16 protein-coding genes are annotated in these 15,185 nt (G+C 65.4%); 7 read left to right on the top strand and 9 right to left on the bottom strand.

All coding sequences use genetic code 11. The features are described from left to right. Positions 1-209: 209 nt before the first annotated feature. Positions 210-1,544 carry an MFS transporter gene (locus AC0Z35_RS01965; RefSeq protein ID WP_046806790.1) on the top strand — a complete coding sequence of 445 codons (1,335 nt, stop codon included), beginning with the start codon at positions 210-212 and terminating at the stop codon, positions 1,542-1,544. Positions 1,545-1,563: 19 nt separating this feature from the next. Here the strand turns inward: AC0Z35_RS01965 and AC0Z35_RS01960 are convergent, their stop codons facing one another. From AC0Z35_RS01960 to AC0Z35_RS01950, 3 genes are all read right to left on the bottom strand, one after another. Further along, positions 1,564-2,607 (bottom strand): histone deacetylase family protein, encoded by a 1,044-nt coding sequence (locus AC0Z35_RS01960; RefSeq protein ID WP_104142341.1) that lies wholly within the window; start codon positions 2,605-2,607, stop codon positions 1,564-1,566. Between the two features lie 46 nt (positions 2,608-2,653). After that, positions 2,654-3,256, bottom strand: coding sequence for a YdcF family protein (locus AC0Z35_RS01955; RefSeq protein WP_485131500.1), 603 nt, complete (start codon positions 3,254-3,256; stop codon positions 2,654-2,656). A gap of 113 nt (positions 3,257-3,369) precedes the next feature. Then, positions 3,370-4,731: an XAC2610-related protein gene (locus AC0Z35_RS01950; protein WP_485131501.1), complete on the bottom strand. Its 1,362-nt coding sequence runs from the start codon at positions 4,729-4,731 to the stop codon at positions 3,370-3,372. A gap of 153 nt (positions 4,732-4,884) precedes the next feature. Here AC0Z35_RS01950 and AC0Z35_RS01945 point away from each other — a divergent pair, with 153 nt between their 5' ends. Next, positions 4,885-5,286: a hypothetical protein gene (locus tag AC0Z35_RS01945; RefSeq protein WP_104142344.1), complete on the top strand. Its 402-nt coding sequence runs from the start codon at positions 4,885-4,887 to the stop codon at positions 5,284-5,286. A 26-nt stretch (positions 5,287-5,312) separates the two neighbouring features. Here the strand turns inward: AC0Z35_RS01945 and AC0Z35_RS01940 are convergent, their stop codons facing one another. The 3 genes from AC0Z35_RS01940 to AC0Z35_RS01930 form a co-directional block, all read right to left on the bottom strand. Next, complete coding sequence (locus tag AC0Z35_RS01940; protein WP_485131502.1) at positions 5,313-5,963, bottom strand: hypothetical protein; 651 nt, start codon at positions 5,961-5,963, stop codon at positions 5,313-5,315. Positions 5,964-6,014: 51 nt separating this feature from the next. Continuing rightward, complete coding sequence (locus tag AC0Z35_RS01935; protein WP_046806786.1) at positions 6,015-6,416, bottom strand: hypothetical protein; 402 nt, start codon at positions 6,414-6,416, stop codon at positions 6,015-6,017. A gap of 81 nt (positions 6,417-6,497) precedes the next feature. Beyond that, positions 6,498-7,391: a LysR substrate-binding domain-containing protein gene (locus tag AC0Z35_RS01930; RefSeq protein WP_046806785.1), complete on the bottom strand. Its 894-nt coding sequence runs from the start codon at positions 7,389-7,391 to the stop codon at positions 6,498-6,500. Between the two features lie 106 nt (positions 7,392-7,497). Between AC0Z35_RS01930 and AC0Z35_RS01925 the strand changes: the two genes are divergently transcribed. Together AC0Z35_RS01925 and tam are read left to right on the top strand one after the other, a co-directional pair. Next, positions 7,498-8,484 carry a TerC family protein gene (locus AC0Z35_RS01925; protein ID WP_046806807.1) on the top strand — a complete coding sequence of 329 codons (987 nt, stop codon included), beginning with the start codon at positions 7,498-7,500 and terminating at the stop codon, positions 8,482-8,484. A 184-nt stretch (positions 8,485-8,668) separates the two neighbouring features. Beyond that, positions 8,669-9,448: a trans-aconitate 2-methyltransferase gene (gene tam, locus AC0Z35_RS01920; protein ID WP_046806784.1), complete on the top strand. Its 780-nt coding sequence runs from the start codon at positions 8,669-8,671 to the stop codon at positions 9,446-9,448. 13 nt (positions 9,449-9,461) lie between these two features. Here tam and AC0Z35_RS01915 read toward each other — a convergent pair whose 3' ends face one another. Further along, positions 9,462-10,259 (bottom strand): AraC family transcriptional regulator, encoded by a 798-nt coding sequence (locus AC0Z35_RS01915; RefSeq protein ID WP_046806783.1) that lies wholly within the window; start codon positions 10,257-10,259, stop codon positions 9,462-9,464. 159 nt (positions 10,260-10,418) lie between these two features. Between AC0Z35_RS01915 and AC0Z35_RS01910 the strand changes: the two genes are divergently transcribed. Next, positions 10,419-11,648, top strand: a complete 1,230-nt coding sequence (locus tag AC0Z35_RS01910; protein ID WP_146073886.1) for an MFS transporter — start codon at positions 10,419-10,421, stop codon at positions 11,646-11,648. Between the two features lie 20 nt (positions 11,649-11,668). Here AC0Z35_RS01910 and AC0Z35_RS01905 read toward each other — a convergent pair whose 3' ends face one another. Both AC0Z35_RS01905 and AC0Z35_RS01900 read right to left on the bottom strand, forming a co-directional pair. Continuing rightward, positions 11,669-12,001 carry a protealysin inhibitor emfourin gene (locus AC0Z35_RS01905; RefSeq protein ID WP_046806781.1) on the bottom strand — a complete coding sequence of 111 codons (333 nt, stop codon included), beginning with the start codon at positions 11,999-12,001 and terminating at the stop codon, positions 11,669-11,671. Next, positions 11,998-13,062: a M4 family metallopeptidase gene (locus AC0Z35_RS01900; RefSeq protein WP_120156821.1), complete on the bottom strand. Its 1,065-nt coding sequence runs from the start codon at positions 13,060-13,062 to the stop codon at positions 11,998-12,000. The genes AC0Z35_RS01905 and AC0Z35_RS01900 overlap by 4 nt, the downstream gene beginning before the upstream one ends. A gap of 229 nt (positions 13,063-13,291) precedes the next feature. On the opposite strand from AC0Z35_RS01900, the gene AC0Z35_RS01895 reads away from it, so the two are divergent. Together AC0Z35_RS01895 and AC0Z35_RS01890 are read left to right on the top strand one after the other, a co-directional pair. Continuing rightward, on the top strand, positions 13,292-13,936 hold the full coding sequence (locus AC0Z35_RS01895; protein ID WP_485131503.1) for a DMP19 family protein: 645 nt from the start codon (positions 13,292-13,294) through the stop codon (positions 13,934-13,936). 261 nt (positions 13,937-14,197) lie between these two features. Continuing rightward, the gene (locus AC0Z35_RS01890) at positions 14,198-15,079 is read left to right on the top strand and encodes a prohibitin family protein (protein WP_104142243.1); all 882 of its coding nucleotides are present in this window, start codon (positions 14,198-14,200) and stop codon (positions 15,077-15,079) included. The last annotated feature ends 106 nt before the right edge of the window (positions 15,080-15,185 follow it).

Raw genomic sequence — 15,185 nt, 5'->3', positions numbered from 1 at the left:
AAACGTAACCGTGGGAGGTAAACGCAACACTACGCTGGAAGCCGCGAAAAATCTAGGGTAAAAAGAACAAAAGTGTGCGCGGCAAGGCGTGCGCGGCAGGGCGCTATCCCAATGCGGGCGCGGCTTGGCGGGCAGCAACGTTGCGTTGCACTGGCATGTTGCAAGATCGTAGACAAGGCGGTTTCGAACTTCCTACAGTGAGCACATCCATGTCGACCTCCACGCAGTATCCCGGTCATGCCCCTTCCGTTCCCGGCCCGGGGGCACCGTCCGGCGGGGCCAGCCATGCCAAGGTGGCTCCTGGCGAAATCGCCGTCGGCGTGGTGGTGGGGCGCGCATCCGAATACTTCGATTTTTTCGTGTTCGGCATCGCTTGCGTGCTGGTCTTTCCCCGAGTCTTCTTCCCCTTTGAAGCACCGCTTGAAGGCACGCTGTGGTCCTTCGTGATCTTCTCGTTTGCGTTCATCATGCGGCCCATCGGCACGGCGCTGTCGATGGCGGTGCAGCGGCGTTGGGGCCGCGCCACAAAATTGACGGTTGCGCTGTTTGTGTTGGGCACGGCCACGGTAGGCATGGCGTTTCTGCCCAGCTACGAAACCATCGGCGCGCACGCCATCACCTTGCTTGCCGTATTTCGCTGCCTGCAAGGGTTGGCCTTCGGTGGCTCGTGGGATGGGCTGCCGTCGTTGCTGGCGTTGAACGCGCCGCCCAATCGGCGTGGCTGGTATTCGATGATGGGGCAGTTGGGCGCACCGGTCGGCTTCCTGGTCGCCAGCGCGTTGTTCCTGTATTTGCACGTCACGCTGACGCAGGCCGACTTCATCGAATGGGGCTGGCGCTATCCGTTCTTCGTGGCGTTCGCCATCAACGTGGTGGCGCTGTTCGCGCGACTGCGCCTGGTCGTCACCGAGGAATACACGCAGCTGCTTGAAGAAGGCGAACTGGAACCCATCAGCATTACCGAGATGCTGCGTTCACAAGGCTACAACCTGTTCATCGGCGCGTTCGCGGCGCTGGCCAGCTATGCGCTGTTCCACCTTGTCACCGTGTTCCCGCTGTCGTGGATTGCGATCAGTGCCACGCAACAGATTACCGACGTGCTGATTGTCCAGATCTTTGGCGCGGTGCTGGGCATCCTGGGCACGGTGGCTTCCGGCTGGTTGGCCGACCGCATCGGCCGGCGCACCACGCTGGGCATGCTGGCGGTGGCGATCGGCATCTTTGCGCTGTTCGCACCGTGGCTGCTGGGCGGCGGGCCGGTGGGGCAGGACGCCTTCATCCTAATCGGCTTCGCGTTGCTGGGCTTGTCGTATGGACAGGCGTCCGGCACCGTCACGGCCAACTTCACGCGCCGCTTCCGCTACACGGGCGCCGCGCTTACGTCGGACATGGCGTGGCTGGTCGGCGCGGCATTCGCGCCGGTGGTTGCGCTGGGCTTGTCGGCCCGCTTCGGCCTGGTGGCCGTCAGCGTCTACCTGCTGTCGGGCGCGGCATGCACCTTGCTGGCATTGCGCATCAACAAGGTGCTGGAAACGCGGGATTGATCCTTCGGCCGGGTTTTTTTCAGCCCCCGAATCCTTCCAGCACGTTCGCCACGTTGATGCCTACGTCGGCCACGGCATAGCCGCCTTCCATCGTGAAAACGGTTGGCAGGCCCAGGCTGGCCAGCGCCTGGCCGACGGCCAGATAGTCCGCGCTTTTCAGCTTGAATGTCGAGATCGGATCACCTTCGTAGGTGTCCACGCCTAGCGCGACCACGACCGCGTCGGCCTTGAACGCTTGCACGGCGGCAAGCCCTTGTTGCAGCGCTTGCATCCAGGTGGCGAAGTCGGTGCCGGCGGGCAGCGGCAAATTCAGGTTGGCCCCAAAGCCCGCGCCTTCGCCTGCTTCGTCGGCATAGCCCAGAAAGAAGGGGTATTCGGTGGTTGGGTCGCCATGGATCGACACCGTCAACACGTCGCCGCGTTCGTAGAAGATGCTTTGCGTGCCGTTGCCGTGGTGGTAGTCCACATCCAGAATCGCCACGCGCGCGGCGCCGGCTTCGCGCAGGGCTTGCGCGGCCAGTGCGGCGTTGTTCAGGAAGCAGTAACCGCCGAAGAAATCAGCGCCGGCATGGTGGCCGGGCGGGCGCGTCAAGGCCATGGCGGCACGCGGGCCGCCAGCGGGGGTGACGGCGCGCGCGGCGTCGATGGCGCAAGCCGCGCCGGCGGTGGCCGCCACCCAGGTGCCCGCCGTCAACGGACAGCCGCTATCAAACGAAAACAGCCCGACGCGGGCGGCGAAATTGGTGGGTTCGATATCGTGGCGAAAGCCGCGCACCGGCCAGACGGAAGGCAGGATGTCGATGTCCGCGTTGGCCGGATCCAGCGCCACCCAGTCTTGCCAGGCTCGGGCCAGAAAATCCACGTAGCGCGGCGTGTGCACGCGCTTGATCAGGTCCATGTCGGGCGCGGACGGCGCACGCAGTTCGCCGATGCCACGCTGGCGCAGCGCGTCCAGCACAAAGGTCAGTCGGGCCGGCGTTTCGTGGCAGGGCACCAGCTTGCCCCGGAACATTTCGTGGCGACCGGCGTGTTGGTCATGGACGGGGTTGTGGAAAATCAGCACGGGGTCGGTCCTTGAATGGCGGGGCAATGACAGGTGGCGGTTGTCACTATAGCGGGCGCAGCGCATACCACGCCACGGCCGGCAGTTCTCGAAATAGGGAATGAATATCGCGCCATTCGAAGAAGCGCGGATAGCCGCCGCTGACGTCCGCCACGCCATGGCGGCGCAAGGCCAGCATGGTGCGGGGGACGTGGAAATACTGCGTCACGACCAGCGCGCGGGTATAGCCGTGTTCGCGCATGTAGGCGCCGGCATGGCGCGCGGTGGCCCAGGAATTGTTTCCCGCGCTGTCCGTCACGATGCGGTCGCCGGGCACACCGCGTGCCAACAGGTAGCCGCGCATCACGGCGGCCTCGTCGGCCCCGGCCGGGTCTATGCCGCCGCTGACGAACAGGGTGTGGCATTGCCCGGCCGCGTAGCAGTCATAAGCGCGATCCAGTCGGGCCGCTAGCCGTGGCGAGGGCTGGCCGTTGGGCAGCACGGTGTTGCCCAGCACGATGGCCACATCGGCGGGGCGGGCATGGGTGGACAGGCCAGTAAGCAGGCCAGTAAGCAGGCCGGTTGCGGCCAGGGCGGCGGCCAGCAGAACGGTGGCAAGCAGAGCGACGGCAAGCAATAAGGCGGCCACGCGGCCGGCGCGGCGGCGCATTGCCGGCTTCGAAGTCCGGTCCGAAGCCGGGGCCGGCTTATCGCCCGAATGGCCGCGATCAGCGCGAGGAAAGGTCACGAGTCGGGACGCCGTGGTGGATGATGAACGTGCGGCTACTGCGCGGCGGGCGGCCGTTTCGGCAGGGGGTAATCAAAGCGGACGTCGTTGGACACGATGGGCGCGGCAAGATTGCCCGGGTCGGTCAGGACGGCGGCGGCGCGGTACTTGCCGGGCGCAAGGGCGGGCAGGAACGGCACGCTGCTATAGCCGTTGTCGTTCACCTGATAAGCCGGTTTTCCATCTTCACCGGCGGCCCACACGACCGGGTCGCGCGCCAAGCCCAGCGGGTTGGCGGGGGGCAGCGTGTCGCCCTCACGCTGGTACAGCGGGTGCACGATGCGCTCGCCCTGCGCGTTGGTCAACAGCAGCCACACGCGCGGCGCGTTCAGGGCAACGGGCCCGTCGCCATGGTTGGCCACGCTGACCATGAACTGCCCGCCGTCTTCGCCATTCCAATCGGCCAGCGTGTCGGCAAGCTCAAGCGTCAGCCTGTCTTTCGGCGACGGCGTTGCCAGCCGATGCTTGTCGACGCGCAGATCGCCGTAGCGCACCCATTTCAGCACCGTGCCCGCCGTCTTGTCGGCGTAGCGCACTTGCAGCCAGTCGGGCGGGCGCAGCGCGACGACGTCCAGGTGTTCGCCTTCAGCGGCGGTTGTGCCGGGCCGGGCGTTGACGTCCGGCGTGTCGTACAGGTCCAGCCGGCTGACCGGCACCGTGCCGCCCTCCAGCGGCGATCCTTCGCCCTCGATGTCGATGCGGTCGATGGCGCCGTCTTCGCGAAAACGGTAGGTCAGTTCGGCAGCCTCGCTCTCCAGCGCGAACAGCGCCTGGGTGCCCCACGATGTGGCGCGCACGGTGCCGTCGGGGCGGAGCACGTAGTCTTCAAAGCCATTGCTGGCGGCGCCGTAGCGGCAGGCCACGTGAATCACAGGCTGCTTGTCGTCAATGACCGGGTTGACGAAGCCTTTGCAGGGGCTGGCGTTGTCGGGGTGGGCAATTTCCTGGTAGCCGCGGCGATCCGGCTGGTACAGGAACAGGCGGGCGAAAAGCTGCGTGCTGCCGCCGCTTTGCCCCAGGATCAGGTCGCGGTAGCCGTCGTGGTTGATGTCCACGGCCTGCACCTGGTCCACGGTGTCGTCATCGAAGGTGGCCAGCGGCTGGAGGGGGCCGTCGCCCACGCGTACGCTCGCTTGCTGCGTATCGCCATTGCGCAGGGTGATCACGGCCGCCAGCCCGGGCTTGATGACAATGGGAAAGTCTCGCCGGGCGGCCGGGGAAGAAGTCCCGGACGCGGCCTGGGCAAGAATCTGCGGCTGGGTACGCGTTTGGTCCTGAACCTGGGTCTGTGCCCAGGCCCCGGCCTGCGGCTGTACCGCCATCGTGGCCAGTGAGGCCGCCAGCAAAATCCGTTTCACGCGCCTCTCCCCACCTGGAACAAGGGGGGGAATATACCGCAGCGCCGTGCGGGAAAACGATCAGCGCGCGGCGCAAGCCGGCTTGCCATCTTGAGTAGAATTGACCGTCTGGAGTTGCTGCCGGTCTTATCGGCCCACGCGTGCCTGTCCGCCATGAACGTTGCCTTTCCCATCCGCCAAGAATGTCCGCCGGGCGCCTGTATGTGCGACCGCGACGCCCTGTTGGCGGATCCGGCGGCCGATATCCGCATCCTGCGGCTGACCAAGGAAGAAGAAAAACGCCTGGTCGCGCGCCTGGAAAACATCACCAGCCTGGAAGACCTGCGTGCCATGCAGGGACGTATCCAGGCGCAGCTGGGCATCGTGATCGTCATCACGCCCAGCGATAACGAGGTGCGTACGTCACGCGGGATCTCTATCCAGCTGCAAGAGGCGCCCGGGCTGTGCCGCAAGACGCGCACCGCGCTGCCCGCCGCCATCCGGCGCGGCTTCGATAACAAACCTGAAATTGTCTACGCGCTGCTGAACGAGCGCGACCTGCTCAGCGGCACCTGATCAAGACGCCTGATCACGACGCCTGATCACGACGCCTTGCACGGCGCCAGCGGTACCACCGCCGACGGAGAGCGGCCCGCTTCGGGGCGCGTGGCCGGCTTGCCGCTTTGCCTGACCGGATAGCCCAGGATCACCGCGCTGCCGGCTTCCAGCCGCGCCGAGGCGGGCGACCCATATGCCACCGTCCAACCGCGCACGGCCAGTGGCGCCAAGGTGTATTGCAGGGCCGAGCCCGGCGATACGTGGGCCACCTTGCCCGCGAACAGCTCGTGTTGCGGCTTCGGTTTGCCGTCGACCAGGGTGTAGGTGACGATGCGGTCCAGCGCGGCCGATTCGTCGTGCCGCGCCAGGATGGCGGTTTTGTATTTGCCGGGCGCGATGTCGGCCAGGCTCAGATTGAGCGGCTCGGTCGCGTGGCCCGCCGCGTCCAGGCGCACGCCGGAGACATCCACGCGCAGCAGCGGCGCATCGCCCACATTGCGCACGCGCACGCTGTATTGGCCCGAGGTGCCGGTGGTGATGCAGACGTCCACGCCCAGCGGGTTCGGCTTGGGCGGCGCGGCGGCGTCGGCCAGCGCCACGGCTGGCAGCAGGCAAACCACGGTCAACCAGGCGGACAAGCCAGGCAGGCCTGGCTTGTTCGAGGGTGAGACGGGTGGGACCGATCGGGTGGGCACGGCACGCTCCTCATGAAAGGCAGCGTGCCGGGCGGCGCGTTGCCGCGCTTATTACACCACTTGACGGCTTTGGGCCGCATTGGCTTGCTGACGCTTGCCCGCGAGCCAGTGCAGGATCAACGCCAACACCAGCAGGCCGGCGATGATGAAGCCCCAGAAGATCCAGCCGACCACCGCGATCAGCGTGCCTAGGCTGCCCGCCACGGGCAAGACCTGGTTCAGGCCCTGCGCGGCCCACACCAGACCGCCTTGCAGCGTCTGCAACCAGGCCGGGTCCAGCCAGCCCGCCGCCCACGCCGGCGCCACCCATTGGGACGTGTCCAGCGCCGTGCCCGGCACCTGGGCGGTGGCGATGGTGGCCAACACCCAGTCGGTCAGTTGCAGGGTCAGCGCCACCAGCCCCGTCCAAAGCGCGGCCAGGACGGCGAAGGTGAGCCAGATGATTTTCTTCATTGCAGTGGTACTCCGATTCAAAAGAGGGGCCACGATAAAGCGGATTCTATTTCTAAAAAACCAGAGTGCGTGTGACAAACATTACGAAAAAACCGAAGTCTTGGCATGCGCCAGCACCGCCTGGACCAGCGGATGATGCTGGCCGCGCCGATTGCGGATGGCGTGGATTTCTTCGTGGACATCGTCGCAGCGGGCCAGCGGACGCAGTCCGCGCAGCAGGCCGATGTCATCGCCGCCCAGGCGGCTTAGCGGGAACACGCCCAGGCCGCGCGCGGCAAACACCGACATCAGCGCGCTGTCTTCGAATTCGCCGACGACGTTGGGCAGCACGCCCTGTTCGCTGAACCAGCGGTCCAGCGTCTGGCGCAGCACGGAATGGCCGGTGGGCAGCAGCACGGGCAGCCGCGCCAGGCAGCGTGGAAAGTCCAGCGTGTCGGCCTTGCGCACCAGGCGGGCAGGGCCGTACCAGTCCACGGGCGAAGACACCAGCCGATCGCTGGTCAGGCGCAGGTTGGGGTTGGCGGGTGCGCCCTGGCCGGCCAGCACCAGGTCCAGATGGTGTTGGGCCAGTTCGCCTAGCAGCTCTTGAACTTCGCCTTCGTGGCAGGTCAGCCGCAGGTCGGGCGTTTCCAGCACGGGGCCCAGCAGCGCGTGCGCGGCAAGCTTGGAAATGCCGTCCGACAGGCCGACCGACAGCCGGATGACCGGCTTGGTGGCGGCCGCGCGCACTTCCTGCGGCAAGGTATGGCCGATCTGGAAGATTTCTTCGGCGCGCGCGAAGGCGGCCTTGCCGGCGTCCGTCAGCGCCACGCCCCGGCCGGCCGGTTTGAGCAGTTGGTGGCCCAGGTTTTTTTCCAGTTCGCGCACCTGCGCGCTGATGGTCTGGATGGCCATGTCGAGCCGTTCGGCGGCGCGCGAAAAGCCGCCTTCCTTGGCGACCATCCAGAAGTAATACAGGTGACGGTAATTCAGCATGCGCTTGGACTCTTCGGTTTTTTCGAACCTTAACTCACTTTCAGGCTGATTTCTCGGTTGGTCTCATATCCGGATGATGGGCACCTTCGAACACAGCGGGGCAATCATGGACACTTTGATCACATTCTTCACCAACGATTTTTTAGGGACACCGACCTGGAGCTGGTTGCTGTTCGTTGGCATCGTCGTCAGCCTGCTGGCCTTTGACCTGGGCGTGCTGCACAAGGAAGACCGCGAGATCGGTGTGCGTGAAAGCCTGCTGTTGTCGGCCGGCTACATCACCGCGGCGCTGCTGTTCGGCGGCTGGGTGTGGTGGCAAATGGGCGCGACCAGCGGCATGGCCTATTACACGGGCTTCATGATCGAAAAATCGTTGTCCATGGATAACGTGTTCGTGATTGCGCTGATCTTCAGCTTCTTCGCGATTCCGCGCCAGTACCAGCATCGCGTATTGTTCTGGGGCATCTTGGGCGTGATCGTGTTGCGCGCCATCATGATTGGCCTGGGTGCCGCGCTGGTCAGTAATTTTGGTTGGCTGCTGTATTTGTTCGGCGCGTTCCTGGTGTTCACGGGCATCAAGATGTGGATGATTGCCGACCAGACGCCGGACATCGCCACCAACCCGATCCTGAAGTTCCTGAAGCGCCACATGCGTGTCACGGAAGGCCTGCGCGGCAATGCGTTCATGGTGACCGAGACGGATCCGGCCACGTCCAAGAAGGTGCGTTATGCCACGCCGCTGCTCTTGGCCCTGGTACTGATCGAGTTCGTTGACCTGGTGTTCGCGGTGGATTCGGTGCCTGCCATCTTCGCCATCACGACCGACCCGTTCATTGTCTACACCAGCAACATTTTCGCCATCCTGGGCTTGCGTGCGCTGTACTTTGCCCTGGCCGCCATGATCCATCGTTTCCATTACCTGAAGTACGCGTTGGCCCTGGTTCTGGTGTTTATCGGCACGAAGATTTTCCTGGTCGGCTTCATCGGCAAGGTGCCTGCGGCAGTATCGCTGGGCGTGACGTTCAGCCTGATCCTGGGCGGCGTGTTGTTCTCCTTGTGGAAAACCCGCTCGGACACGATGTCGACGCAGTAATCGAGCCGTTCCAGCAACAACCCGCCGGTTACCCCGGCGGGTTTTTTTCGTCGTTGCGATATGTCGCCGATATGAAAAACTGCAAATTTCCCTATTTGTAATATGGCGATCCCGGGCGTAGAGTCGGCCGTATGTGAACGTTATGGACGCGTGATGCGCCGTTATGCCGCTACCAGGAGCCGCCATGAGCAACAACAGTTGGTCCGCCAAGCAATATTCCGCGTTTGAAAACGAACGCACCCGCCCCGTGCGCGATCTGGTCGCCGCCCTGCCTGACCAGGCGGTGCAACGGGCGGTGGACCTGGGTTGCGGCCCGGGCAATTCCACCGAGGTGCTGGCCCAGCGCTACCCCGACGCCGTCGTCACCGGCATGGACAGCTCGCAAGACATGGTGGATGCCGCGCGCAAGCGCTTGCCCGCCCTGCAATTCGACCTGGCCGACATCGCCACCTGGAATCCCCCCGAGCAATACGACGTCATCCTGGCGAACGCCGCGCTGCAATGGGTGCCCGACCACGCCACGCTGTATCCGCGCCTGGTGGGCAAGCTGGCGCCGGGCGGCCTGCTGGCCGTGCAAACGCCTGACAACATGGAAGAACCCGCACATCGCCTCGCGCGTCAGGTGGCGGGCGAAGCGCCGTGGGCGGCGAAGACGGGCAACGTGAAGCACCCGCCGCGCCACAGCGCCGCCTGGTACTACGAATTGCTGAAACCGCATTGCGGCGTGCTGGATGTGTGGCGCACCACTTATCACCATCCGCTGGCAGGCGCGGCGGCGGTGGTGGAATGGTTCAAGGGCACCGCGCTGCGTCCGTACCTGGACAAGCTGGACGCCGCGGAACAGGCCAGCTTCCTGGCGCGCTATCAGGCCTTGATTGCCGAGGCTTACCCCGCGCTGGCCGATGGCACCGTGCTGCTGCCGTTTCCGCGCCTGTTCATCGTGGCAGGTCCCAAGCCGAGGTAACAGCGGCGCATCGTCACCCCGCCGCCGGACCCGCCGACTTGTCCGCGAAGTAGCGCGCGGGCGTCTTGCCCAGCGTTTTCTTGAACATCGTGATGAAGGCGCTGACCGATTCGTAGCCCAGGTCATCGGCGGTGCGCTGCACCGACACGCCCGCCGACAGGCGTTGCAGCGCCAGGATGATGTGCAGCTGCCGGCGCCAGCGCCCAAAACTCATGCCGACTTCCTGCTGCACCAGCCGCGCCAGCGTGCGTTCGCTCATGGCGACGCGCTTGCCCCACTGCGCGACGGTGCTGCGGTCGGACGGGTCGGCGTTCAGCGCGCTGGCGATGTCGCGCAGGCGAGGGTGGTCGGATAGCGGCAAGTGCAGATGCTCGGCCGGCATGCGCCGCAACTGCTCGATCAGCACGTCCGACAGCTGGCGGTTGACGGGCGCGTCCAGATCGGCGGCGGGTTGCGCGGACAGGTGCACGATCAGCTCGCGCAGCAGCGGCGTGATCGTCAGGGTGCAGCAGTTGGTCGGCAGGCCGGCAACATCGGCCGGCACAAACAGAAAGTACACAAGCCCGTTGGCCGTGACGCGATTGCTATGCGACATGCCGCCCGGTATCCACACGGCGCACTGCGGCGGCACCATCCACAGCCCTTGCGGCACGGAACACGTGACGCCGCCTCGCAGCGCCAGCACCAACTGGCCCATGGGGTGGCGATGGGTGGGGGATTCGTCGTCCCGGTCCGCCGGGTCCACCGGCATGGCGAAGGTGCACTGGGTGGGCGAGTCGAGGTCGAAGGGGGCTGGCAGGTTCAGTCGCATGGCAGGCCGCGCGGTCGGGGTGACAGGGGTCGATAAACCTGGCTTGGCCGGACCACACCGCCCGGACCACACCGCCCGGATCGCTTTGGCAGGAATGAAGGATAGCTTGTCATTGTCTCGAAATTCGGCAGGCTTGCGTGTGGATAAGCTGTCGGCATGATGAAAATTCCCTCTGCATTTCCCCCCGCCGGCCGCCGCGCGGCCTGGCTCATCCTGGGCATCCTCTGCATTGCCATGGCGCTGCGCGCGCCCATTACCGGTGTTCCGCCGCTGATTGGCATGATCCGCGAACAGTTGGGCCTGTCGTCCACGGCTGCCGGCATGTTGATCACCTTGCCGCTGCTGGCATTCGCCGTGGTGTCGCTGTTCTCGGCGGCGCTGGCCCGCCGCTTCGGACTGGAGCGCACGCTGTTCGGCGCGCTGTTGCTGATTTGCGCCGGCATCCTGGTGCGTCCGTATGGCGCGGCCTGGGGCTTGTATGCGGGCACGGCCATCATCGGCGCGGGCATCGCCATCGGCAATGTATTGCTGCCCAGCCTGGTCAAGCGCGACTTCCCGCAACGCGTGGCCGGCCTGACGTCGGCCTATGTGTTGACGATGAGCATCGCGGCGGGCGCGGCGTCGGCCGTCGCCATTCCCCTGGCCAATCTGTCGGCCGATGGCTGGCGCTTTTCAACGCTGTGCCTGTTGGTGGTGCCGCTGCTGGGCTTGCTGTTGTGGTTGCCGCAATTGGGCGGGCATACCGCGCCCGCGTCCACCACCGCGCACGCCCCGCACGGTGGGCGGCTGTGGCATTCGCCGCTGGCGTGGCAGGTCACGCTGTATCTGGGCATCAATTCTTTCGTGTTCTATGTGGGCGTGAGCTGGCTGCCCGCCATCTTGCGCGACGCGGGCTATTCCGCCGAACGCGCGGGGTCATTGCATGGGCTGCTGCAACTGATGTCGGCGGGTCCGGCCCTGTTCCTGGCGCCCGTCGTGCGGCGCATGAAGGATCAGCGCGCGGCCGCGTTCTGCTCGGCTGCCGCATCGTTCGTGGCGTTTGCCGGGCTGATCGCCGCGCCGCACTGGGCCACGTTGTGGATCGTGTTGCTGGGCCTGGGTACGGGCGGCGGCATCATTCTGGGCCTGGCCTTCGTGGGCCTGCGCGCCAGTCATGCGCAGCAGGCGGCTGCCTTGTCGGGCATGGCGCAATGCGTCGGCTATCTGTTCGCCGCCACCGGCCCCGCGCTGGTGGGCGCCACGCACGACCGCCTGGGCGGCTGGGGCGTGGCGTTGGGCGTTTGCGCGGCGCTGTGCGTGGCCATGGCCATCATCGGCACGTACGCGGGCCGCGCCATTCAGATCGGCGGCTACCGCGCCGGCATGCCCCGGTCCCAGCCGGCGCCGTGATGCGTGATGGCGCTGGCGCGTCAGTCAAGCGGCTGGGCGTGCGTCTTCCATAGTTGCACCAGCGTGTCGGGCGCCTGGGCTTCCGGCACATCGAACGTCACCGCCGAGTCTTCGTCGCGGTCCAGCACGATTTCAATATGAAAGTAGCGCTGGTCGCCGCCCGCCTGCCCGTATTCGGGCACGGCCAGCGGCGCCGCGCGTTGCAAGGTGTCGCACACTTCCTGGCGCACGCCGGGCGGGCAGGTGGCCAGGTTGATACTGCGCGGCTGCGTCAGCGCGGGCAGGTAGGCCACGCCGCCTTCACGCGTGAGCCGCACCAGCAGCGCCAGGTCCAAGGAAGGCAGTTCGATCATGTCAAGACTCCTACGGTCGCCCAGGCTTGTGCCACGGCGCGCTGCACGGCGGCGTCAAAGCGTTCGGCAGCGACCGTCACCGTCAATGCGGCAAAGGTTTTGAAGTCGGCGTCGTGGCGCAGCCGCTTGTCGCACAAGGTGTCGTACCAGACGCCGCCCGCGCCTTTCCACGCGGGGCCATCCAGCGCGGTGGCCGCCAGGAAGAACGCGCGGTTGGGTATGCCGGAATTGATGTGGACGCCGCCGTTGTCGCGCGGCGTATCGACGTAGTCGCGCATGTGCGCGGGTTGCGGGTCGCGGCCCAGCGCCGGGTCGTCGTACGCGCTGCCCGGTTCCGACATTGAACGCAGCGCGCGGGCGTTGATCTTTTCGGTGAAGAGCCCGGCGCCCACCAGCCAATCGGCCTGCCGCGCCGTTTGCCCCAGAGCGTATTGCTTGACCAGCGCGCCAAAGACGTCGCACAACGATTCGTTCAGCGCGCCGGACTGGCCTTGATAGAGCAGGGCGGCCTCGGAATCGATGACGCCGTGCGCCAGCTCGTGCCCGATGATGTCGACGGCGACGGTGAAGCGGTTGAAGACTTCGCCGTCGCCATCGCCAAACACCATCTGCGCGCCGTTCCAGAAGGCGTTGTCGTAGTCTTCGCCGTAATGCACGGTGCCCACCAGCGGCAGGCCGTGGCCGTCGATGGAGTGGCGTTTGTAGACGTCCCAGAACAGTTTGTAGGTGGCGCCCAGATGCGCATAGGCTTCGTCCACCGCCACGTCGCCGCTGGCGGGCCGGCCTTCGGTGCGCACCAGCGTGCCCGGTAGCGTGGTGTCGTTGTGCGCATCGTGAATGGCGCGCTGCGGCGCGCCTGGGCGAGAAGGCGGCGCGTTTGGCGCAAGCGTGGCGCGGGGCGGTTGCGTAGCCATGTCGCGCAGGCTGCGCTGCTGCTGGTCGATGATCAACGTCTTGACGGCGGGCATGCTGACGCGGGCGTCGGTATGCTGCGCCAGGCGGTCCAGCACATACGGGGGGATCACGCCGATCAAGGGGGTGGACTCGGAAGGACGTGGCATTCGGGTCTCCGTCTTTCAGCGCCGGGCGCAATGCCGGCGGGGCGAAATGCCACGGTAGCAGATGCCCGATGACCGATGGCGTAACAGTCTGCCGCCTGATGCGACGGGAAAGCGCGTGCCTCGACAGCACCACGGCGTTCCGGTACTTTGCCTGTCGTTTTCCCCGCCACATGCCGCCATGCCGACTTCTGAATTGCCGACGCCCGATTCGCCAATGCCCGATTCGCCAATGCCCGATTCGCCAATGCCCGACTACCGCATCGCGGCCCTTGCCTTCACGCCCACACATCTGCAATTGACGCTGGCTAATGGCCAGACGCTGTCTGAACCCATCAAGCGCTACATCCGTCTTGAGAAGGCGACGCCAGACGAACGCCTGCAATGGCAATTGGTCGACGACGGCCACGGCCTGGTGTGGCCGCAGCTGTGGGAACCCGCGCCGCGAGGCATGCTGAATGTGTACGACATCCTGTGGGACCAGCGCTATGAAAAAGCGCTGGCCGCGTTGCAGGCGGCCGACTGGACGCTTGAGCGCTTGCCGCTGATCGAACAGGAACTGGTGGCGCTGTGGCGCATGGAGGCCGACATCAACAATGGCGGCTTCATGCAGTTTCTGTGCAACTGGGGCGACCCCACGTGCCAGCTCGCGTTGCAGGCGTTAAAGAAGCTGGGCGCCACGCACATGCTCGCCGTGCTGTCGCGCATGCGTGGCCTGATCGACCGCTTTGAGGCGTCGCCCGGCGTCATCGAATTGAACGACATCTACGGCGCGATGACCGAGGCCGAGCAGCAGGAAATGGACAGCCTGGACCACGCGTTCTGGGACTATCCCGATGCCTTGTCGCGGCTGGGTTTACGGCATTACGGCGCCTGAAAACCGCCCCATTTGCATGCCTGGCAACGTTCGGAAATGTCTGGCAACAATGGTGGTCTTTTGAATGCGGATTCGGTTCCGATCACGGGATAGAATCCGGTGCTTCTTTCCCGGGGGGGGGCTCGCGATGCGTTATTTCCTGATCTTGGTGGGGGCGGCCGTGGTCGCCTATTTGCTCGCTCGTGGCATCGCGGCCGTGTTCTCGGACCGTAAACGTACAAAATCAGACAGGGACTCAAAGTGAAGCCGACGGATATCCAGATGGTCAAGACGATCGGCGCGGTCAAACCGCGCAACATTAAGGTCGCCGCAGGGGCCGTGATTCTGTTTTTCCTGATCCTGTTCCTGGCGTTCGGTTCGTGGTTTCAGGTGGACCAGGGCGAGCGCGGCGTGGTGCTGCGTAACGGCAAGCTGGTGCGCGTGTCGGAACCGGGCCTGGACTTCAAGACGCCGTTCATCGACAACGTGATGACCGTGTCGGTGCGCGACCACACGTTCGTGTTTGAAAAGCTGGAAGCGTATTCGTACGACCAACAGCCCGCGCACTTGCGCGTGTCGGTCACGTACCGCGTGCCGCCCGAGCACGTGGCCGAGCTGTATTCGGAATACGGCACCATCAACAATTTGCAGATGCGCGTGCTGGAACGCAAGACGCCCGACGCCGTGAAGAACGTGTTCGGCCAGTACACCGCCGTGCGCGCCATTCAGGAACGCCAGAAGCTGGGCCTGGATGTGAACAACGCGGTGCTCAAGACGATGGAAGGCGCGCCGGTGCAAGTGGTGGGCGTGCAGATCGAAGAAGTGGGTTTCTCGCAAGCCTACGAGCATTCGATTGAACAGCGCATGTTGGCGCAGGTGCAGATTGAAACGACGCGCCAGCAAAAGGAAACGGCGATGATCAACGCCGAGATCCAGGTGGTGAAGGCCAAGGCCGAAGCCGATGCACGCCGCCAGCAGTTCACCGCTGAAGCCGACGGCATCCGCATGCGCGGCGAAGCCGAAGCCGCGTCCATCCGCGCCAAGGCCGAAGCGCTGGCCGCCAACACCAACCTGGTCAGCCTGAACGCTGTTGAAAAGTGGGACGGCGTGCTGCCGGCCACGCAGGTGCCCGGTGCCGCGCTGCCGTTCATCGGCATCAAGTAACGCGCAGCGCGGCCGGCATCCTAGGGATTCCCCTCTGTCAAGAATTGCAAAGCGGGCGCAAGGTAGGCGCACCGGCGTACAACGCCCGCTTTACGATCAGGCAAGC

Source organism: Achromobacter sp. 1L-A-4-B-C2 (assembly GCF_057291955.1).
This window is presented reverse-complemented; position numbering and strand designations above follow the sequence as displayed.

Excerpts from the sequence above, each read along its gene's own strand:
- AC0Z35_RS01965 (WP_046806790.1), top strand. The coding sequence starts at position 210 with ATGTCGACCTCCACGCAGTATCCCGGTCATGCCCCTTCCGTTCCCGGC.
- AC0Z35_RS01955 (WP_485131500.1), bottom strand. The coding sequence starts at position 3,256 with ATGCGCCGCCGCGCCGGCCGCGTGGCCGCCTTATTGCTTGCCGTCGCT.
- AC0Z35_RS01945 (WP_104142344.1), top strand. The coding sequence starts at position 4,885 with ATGAACGTTGCCTTTCCCATCCGCCAAGAATGTCCGCCGGGCGCCTGT.
- AC0Z35_RS01935 (WP_046806786.1), bottom strand. The coding sequence starts at position 6,416 with ATGAAGAAAATCATCTGGCTCACCTTCGCCGTCCTGGCCGCGCTTTGG.
- AC0Z35_RS01930 (WP_046806785.1), bottom strand. The coding sequence starts at position 7,391 with ATGCTGAATTACCGTCACCTGTATTACTTCTGGATGGTCGCCAAGGAA.
- AC0Z35_RS01925 (WP_046806807.1), top strand. The coding sequence starts at position 7,498 with ATGGACACTTTGATCACATTCTTCACCAACGATTTTTTAGGGACACCG.
- tam (WP_046806784.1), top strand. The coding sequence starts at position 8,669 with ATGAGCAACAACAGTTGGTCCGCCAAGCAATATTCCGCGTTTGAAAAC.
- AC0Z35_RS01915 (WP_046806783.1), bottom strand. The coding sequence starts at position 10,259 with ATGCGACTGAACCTGCCAGCCCCCTTCGACCTCGACTCGCCCACCCAG.
- AC0Z35_RS01910 (WP_146073886.1), top strand. The coding sequence starts at position 10,419 with ATGAAAATTCCCTCTGCATTTCCCCCCGCCGGCCGCCGCGCGGCCTGG.
- AC0Z35_RS01905 (WP_046806781.1), bottom strand. The coding sequence starts at position 12,001 with ATGATCGAACTGCCTTCCTTGGACCTGGCGCTGCTGGTGCGGCTCACG.
- AC0Z35_RS01900 (WP_120156821.1), bottom strand. The coding sequence starts at position 13,062 with ATGCCACGTCCTTCCGAGTCCACCCCCTTGATCGGCGTGATCCCCCCG.
- AC0Z35_RS01895 (WP_485131503.1), top strand. The coding sequence starts at position 13,292 with ATGCCCGATTCGCCAATGCCCGACTACCGCATCGCGGCCCTTGCCTTC.
- AC0Z35_RS01890 (WP_104142243.1), top strand. The coding sequence starts at position 14,198 with ATGGTCAAGACGATCGGCGCGGTCAAACCGCGCAACATTAAGGTCGCC.